Annotated in this window: 6 protein-coding genes; all 6 read left to right on the forward strand. The window is 32.5% G+C overall.

The genetic code is table 11. The features are described 5' to 3' along the window. Positions 1 to 115: 115 nt before the first annotated feature. Complete coding sequence (locus ACK5ON_RS12505) at positions 116 to 1,579, forward strand: polysaccharide biosynthesis C-terminal domain-containing protein (protein ID WP_409823047.1); 1,464 nt, start codon at positions 116 to 118, stop codon at positions 1,577 to 1,579. Between the two features lie 38 nt (positions 1,580 to 1,617). Further along, on the forward strand, positions 1,618 to 2,052 hold the full coding sequence (gene dut / locus ACK5ON_RS12510) for a dUTP diphosphatase (protein WP_409823050.1): 435 nt from the start codon (positions 1,618 to 1,620) through the stop codon (positions 2,050 to 2,052). Between the two features lie 126 nt (positions 2,053 to 2,178). Continuing rightward, positions 2,179 to 3,189: a sugar phosphate nucleotidyltransferase gene (locus ACK5ON_RS12515; protein WP_409823053.1), complete on the forward strand. Its 1,011-nt coding sequence runs from the start codon at positions 2,179 to 2,181 to the stop codon at positions 3,187 to 3,189. Further along, complete coding sequence (locus tag ACK5ON_RS12520) at positions 3,189 to 4,538, forward strand: tetratricopeptide repeat protein (protein ID WP_409823056.1); 1,350 nt, start codon at positions 3,189 to 3,191, stop codon at positions 4,536 to 4,538. Before ACK5ON_RS12515 ends, ACK5ON_RS12520 begins: the two co-directional genes overlap by 1 nt. Further along, positions 4,538 to 5,323 carry a DUF4292 domain-containing protein gene (locus ACK5ON_RS12525; protein WP_409823059.1) on the forward strand — a complete coding sequence of 262 codons (786 nt, stop codon included), beginning with the start codon at positions 4,538 to 4,540 and terminating at the stop codon, positions 5,321 to 5,323. Before ACK5ON_RS12520 ends, ACK5ON_RS12525 begins: the two co-directional genes overlap by 1 nt. A gap of 22 nt (positions 5,324 to 5,345) precedes the next feature. After that, positions 5,346 to 5,957 (forward strand): murein hydrolase activator EnvC family protein (locus ACK5ON_RS12530; protein ID WP_409823062.1); only part of this gene is annotated, 612 nt, incomplete at its 3' end.

The raw sequence follows: 5,957 nt of genomic DNA on the forward strand, positions 1-5,957 counted from the left end.
TTTATTACAATCAAGGTTATGAACCCCGCGGTTTTCATTTTATCAAAACTATTGATAAAAATGGATTTTCATAATCCAATAAAAACCTATTTTTGTTTCATCAACGAAAAGCACCTTGAGTTTATATAAAAATCTTTTTAAACAAACACTTATCTACGGATTAGCCACGGTTTTACCGCGGATGATTAGCTTTTTGCTGAATCCATTGTATGTTGACCAATTGCCCAAACAAGAATTTGCTGATGTATCTATTGTCTTTGCTTGGCTTGTGTTTTTCAACGTGATTTTATCTTATGGTATGGAAACCGCTTTTTTCCGCTTTTTTAACACCGAAGAAAATAAGAAAAAAGTAATCTCTACATCTACAGTTTCGATATTTTGGACTTCAATCGCCTTTTTAGGGTTAGCTTTATTGTATAGAAATGCTCTCTCACATTGGTCTGGTGTAAAAATTGAGTACGTCACTTATACCATTTGGATATTAGTATTAGATGCTTTAGCTATTATTCCGTTTTCAAGATTAAGGGCAACAAAAAGACCAATGGTTTATGCTGCCATTAAAATAGGCAATGTTGGAATAAATGTGCTATTAAATTTATTTTTCCTATTGCTTTTACCTCAATTGGCAAACTCAAATCCAGATGGTTTTTTCAACACCATTTATTTTGAAAATTTTCAAGTCGGTTACATTTTTGTGGCCAATTTAATTGCCAGTTTGCTAACTTTTGTCATCCTTTCACCAGATTATTTGAAAATCAATTGGAAATTCGATTTCGAACTATGGAAAAGAATGATTGATTATGCGTTCCCAATTTTAATAGCTGGACTTGCCTTTGCCATTAACGAGCATTTTGATAAAATTTTATTAGAAAAATTACATGTTTCCAAAGAAGATATTGGAGCATATTCTGCGTGCTACAAAGTCGGTATGTTCATGGTGCTTTTCAGAACGGCATATAGTTTAGGTATTGAACCGTTCTTTTTTAGCCATGCGAGCAATGAAAACGCACAACATACTTATGCTACAATCACTAAATACTTTGTTATTTTTGGTTCTTTTATTTGTTTGTTTGTCATTGCCTTTGCTGATTTGCTAAAATATTTTTTAGTGCCCAATCCAAGTTATTGGGTTGCTGATAAAGTGATTCCGTTAATTGTTTTAGCCAATTTCTTTTTGGGAATTTACACCAATTTATCCGTTTGGTATAAAATTATAGACAGAACAAAAGTGGGCGCTTATATTTCCATTGTTGGGGCAATTGTAACTTTAGCTTTGAATTTTATCTTAATTCCAAAAATAGGATATTACGGTTCAGCAATTGCGACTATTGCTGCTTATGGCAGCATGATGATTATTTCCTATCAGTTAGGTCAAAAAAACTATCCGATTCCCTATGAAATGAATGTTATTTTGAAATACTTAGGAATTACGATTTTGTTTTCCGCTATTTCGTTTTATATCCCAATTTTAAGAGAAAATTATTTAGTTAAGCTAGTTTTACTATCGTTATTTTTATATTTTATTTATCGCAACGAAAAAGAAACCTTACTTAAAATCATTAAAAGAAAAAATAAATAACCTTCGAGTCTTAGTGACTTTGTGGCAAAACATAGAATATGCAAATAAAAATCATTAACAAATCGCAACACGAATTACCCAATTACGAAACCATTGCTTCAGCTGGAATGGACTTACGAGCTAATTTGGTTGAACCAATAGAATTAAAACCATTAGAAAGAGTCATCGTTAAAACAGGACTTTTTATTGAGTTACCAATTGGATACGAAGCACAAGTAAGACCAAGAAGCGGATTAGCTGCCAAAAAAGGAATCACCGTTCTCAATTCACCAGGAACAGTCGATGCCGATTATCGGGGAGAAATTGGTGTGATTTTAGTAAATTTATCCAATGAAAATTTTGTTGTAGAAAACGGCGAAAGAATAGCACAACTAATCATCGCCAAACACGAACGTGCTGAATGGATTGAAGCACAAGAATTAACTGAAACTTCTAGAGGAGAAGGCGGTTTTGGTTCAACGGGAGTAAAGTAAAAGCCCCCTAACCCCCAAAGGGGGAATTACAAAACTTAAAAATGCAGTAAGAAATTAAAAATATAAATTTAAAATCCTATTTACCCTAGTAGGTTGCCCCTCCTTTGGAGGGGATAGGGGAGGCTTATGAAAATAATAGTACCCATGGCAGGTCGCGGTTCCAGATTAAGACCACACACTTTAACCATCCCAAAACCATTAATTCCCATTGCAGGAAAACCAATCGTTCACCGATTGGTAGAAGATATTGCCGGAGTTTTAAATCAGAAAATAGATGAAGTGGCTTTCATCATTCACGAAAGTTTTGGTAAAAAAGTAGAAGAAGATTTGATTGCCATTGCTCAAAAATTAGGAGCAAAAGGAACGATTTACTATCAAAATGAAGCATTAGGAACGGGTCATGCCATTATGTGTGCCAAAGATTCTTTGAGCGGACCAGCGGTTATTGCTTATGCAGACACATTAATTCGTGCTGATTTTGATTTAGATAAAACTGCCGATAGTGTAATTTGGGTTAAACAAGTGCAGCAACCCGAAGCTTTTGGCGTAGTAAACCTAAATACTAAGGAAGAAATTATTGAATTGGTAGAAAAACCCAAGGAGTTTGTTTCTGACCTTGCCGTGATTGGAATATATTATTTCAAAGATGTAGCCGTATTAAAAAACGAACTTCAATATGTTTTAGACAACAACATTATTCACGGTGGCGAATACCAAATTAACGATGGTATCAAGCAGATGATGGCAAAAGGCATGAAATTTGTGCCTGGCAAAGTCGATGAGTGGATGGATTGTGGAAACAAAGACGTTACAGTGGAAACCAATAGTAGAATGTTAGGATTTTTGCACAACGATGGGGAACACTTGGTAGATTATGATGTAAAATTGGAGAATTCAATCATAATTCCTCCTTGCTACATTGGGAAAGATGTAGTTTTAATTAATGCCACTGTTGGACCAAACGTGTCTTTAGGTGATGGATGTCATATTCAAAACAGTAGTATAAAAAATAGTTTAGTGCAAACACATGCTCACATAAAAAATGCTCATTTAGATAATGCCATGATAGGAAATCACGCTAGTTTTGATGGTGATTTTACTAGCGTCAGTATCGGAGATTATTCCGTTTTAGAATAATGAAAAAAATAAAAAATTATTGTTGGATTTTTGGAATGATTTTAATTCCTAGTTTTCTTTTGGCTCAAACAGAACCTCAAGATGTGGCTGCTGTGGACAATAAATTTCAAAATTATTTTTATGAATCTTTAAAGCAAAAAAGCATCGAAAATTATGATAGAGCAATCGATGCTCTTCAACAATGCAAAGAACTAGAGCCAAATAATGCGGTTGTTTATTTTGAATTAGGGAAAAACTATTTATCTCAAAAAAAATATAAAGACGCCTACGACAATTTTGAAAAAGTAACCCAAATGGATCCCAAAAACCGTTGGGCTTGGGTTGGAATGTATGACGTTTGCTATGCAACGCGTGATTATAATCAATCCATTGTTATAGTTGAAAAGCTAATTGAATTCAAAGAAGAGTATAAAGAAGACTTGGTGTCTTTGTATATGAATACGCAACAGTTTGACAAAGCCCTAGAATTAATCAATGAGTTGAATGATAAAATGGGAAAATCGGATAAACGGGAATTGTATAAGGCAGAAATTCTGAAAGATGCCAAATATCAATCGGCGGAAAAGAATAATTTATTAGAACAAATTAAAAAAAATCCAAAAGAAGAGTCCAATTATGTTGCCTTAATTTATTTGTATTCACAAAGCAATCAAGAGGAGAAAGCGCTAGAAATCGCTAAAAAATTAGAGTTAGCTATCCCAACTTCTGATTGGGCACAAGTGAGCTTGTTTAAATTTCATTTGAATAATAATGACGGAGACAATGCCGTGAAAGCTATGAATATCGTTTTACCAAGCAAAAAAATAGATCCAAAAATCAAACATCGAATGTTGAATGAATTTTTAATTTTTGCTAAAAATAACCCAAAATACGAAACCGATTTAGACAAAGCCATTTCTTATTTTGATAACGATAAAGAGGTGAAAGTGGCTAAAGAAATAGGAAAATTTTATTATTCAAAAGCCAATTGGGATAAAGCCATCAAGTATTTTGAAATGCATTTAAAAAATGCCGAAGACGATATAGAGACACAGCTTTTGTTACTTCAAGCTTTCACCGAGAAACAACAGTTTGATGTATTATCCAAAAAAGCTGATGATTTATCACAACTTTTCCCAACCCAACCTGAGTTTTATTATTATGCTGGTTTGGCTAACAATCAGTTGAGTAGTTATAAGAAAGCAGCTGAGTTTCTTGAAACTGGCTTGGATTTTGTTATAGACAATGCGGCTTTGGAAATTAATTTCAACATACAATTAGGAGAATCTTATAATGGATTGGGCGATATGAAGAAGAAAGAAAAGTATTTTGCCAAAGCAAATGAACTTATAAAAAAGCAAAAAAAATAATGAAAAACTGGAGCTACTTGTTGGTATTCGTTTTATTACTGTCTTGTAAGTCAAAAGCAGTGCTTGTTGATACAAACACAACAAAGGACGATTCAGCAAATGAAAAAATAATGAGTTCAAAAAAAATAATTCAAAATCATTACGATAATAAAAACGAATTTTCTACGTTATACATAAGATCAAGCGCGAAATATAAAGATGATAATCAGTCACAAAACGTTTCCGCCGAAATCAAAATAAAAAAAGACGAAAAGATTTTAGTAAGCATTCGTTTTCTTGGAATTACCATGGCGAAAGCTTTGATAACTCCTAGTCAAGTGAAGTATTATGAAAAAATTAATGGCACCTATTTTGAAGGCGATTACCAATCGTTGAGTCAATGGCTTGGAACCGATTTAGACTTTATTAAAATACAAAACATGTTACTTGGCGAACCTATTGATGATATGACAAAAGCAAATTATACCACTGTTTCAATAGACAAATTTTATAAATTGAATAATATAGAGAATAATACAGAAAAATCATTTTCCTTTGAAACAGAAAAATATTTGCTAAAAAAACAACAAATAGTTCAAGCCGAAAAACAAAGAATGTTTGAAGTTAATTATTCTAATTTTCAGGAGTATACTAACTCAATCTTACCTTCAAATTTGTTTATAAATGCAGTGCAAAAGAAAGGAAAAACAGTAATTTCAATAGATTATAATTCAATTACATTAAACGAAGACCTTTCATTTCCTTACAGTGTTCCTAATGGATACGATAGAATTTTTATAAAATAGAATTGCCAAATTTTACCCTATTATGCCAAAAATCTTTTTATTCCTACTCTTTTTTTGTTTAGCTACACCAATGTGGAGTCAACCCACAACACAAGAACAATTGGAAGAAAGAAAGGCAAAGATTCAACTTGAAATTCAAGAGAAAGAGCAATTACTACAATCCGTAAAAAGTAAAGAAAAATCAATAGTTACTCAGTTACTAATTCAAAAAGAAAAAATCGGGTTAAAAGAAAAATTAATTAAGACTACTGAGAAACAAACCAAACTCTTGAGTAACGATATTTATACCAATCAGTTAAAAATAAACCAACTTAACCGTGATTTGGACCAATTACGAAAAGACTATGCTGAGATGATTGTAAAGTCATATAAAAGCCGTTCAGAGCAAAGCCGAGCCATGTTTTTATTGTCCTCTCAAAACTTTTTGCAAGCTTATAAAAGAGCACAGTACATGAAACAATATGCTAGCTATAGAAAAATGCAAGGAGAAGAAATCAAAGGAAAAACAAATCAACTAGTTGTTTATAATAATAAAATTGGGGCTCAAAAAAATGAAAAGGAGAAACTAATTGTAGAAAACGAAAAAGAGAAGCAACAACTTGTAAAAGAGAAGCAAGAACAAGAAAAAATTGCG

The sequence above is a fragment of the Flavobacterium sp. genome, assembly GCF_046317795.1.
Taxonomy (GTDB): domain Bacteria; phylum Bacteroidota; class Bacteroidia; order Flavobacteriales; family Flavobacteriaceae; genus Flavobacterium.

Excerpts from the sequence above, each read along its gene's own strand:
- dut (WP_409823050.1), top strand. The coding sequence starts at position 1,618 with ATGCAAATAAAAATCATTAACAAATCGCAACACGAATTACCCAATTAC.
- ACK5ON_RS12515 (WP_409823053.1), top strand. The coding sequence starts at position 2,179 with ATGAAAATAATAGTACCCATGGCAGGTCGCGGTTCCAGATTAAGACCA.
- ACK5ON_RS12520 (WP_409823056.1), top strand. The coding sequence starts at position 3,189 with ATGAAAAAAATAAAAAATTATTGTTGGATTTTTGGAATGATTTTAATT.
- ACK5ON_RS12525 (WP_409823059.1), top strand. The coding sequence starts at position 4,538 with ATGAAAAACTGGAGCTACTTGTTGGTATTCGTTTTATTACTGTCTTGT.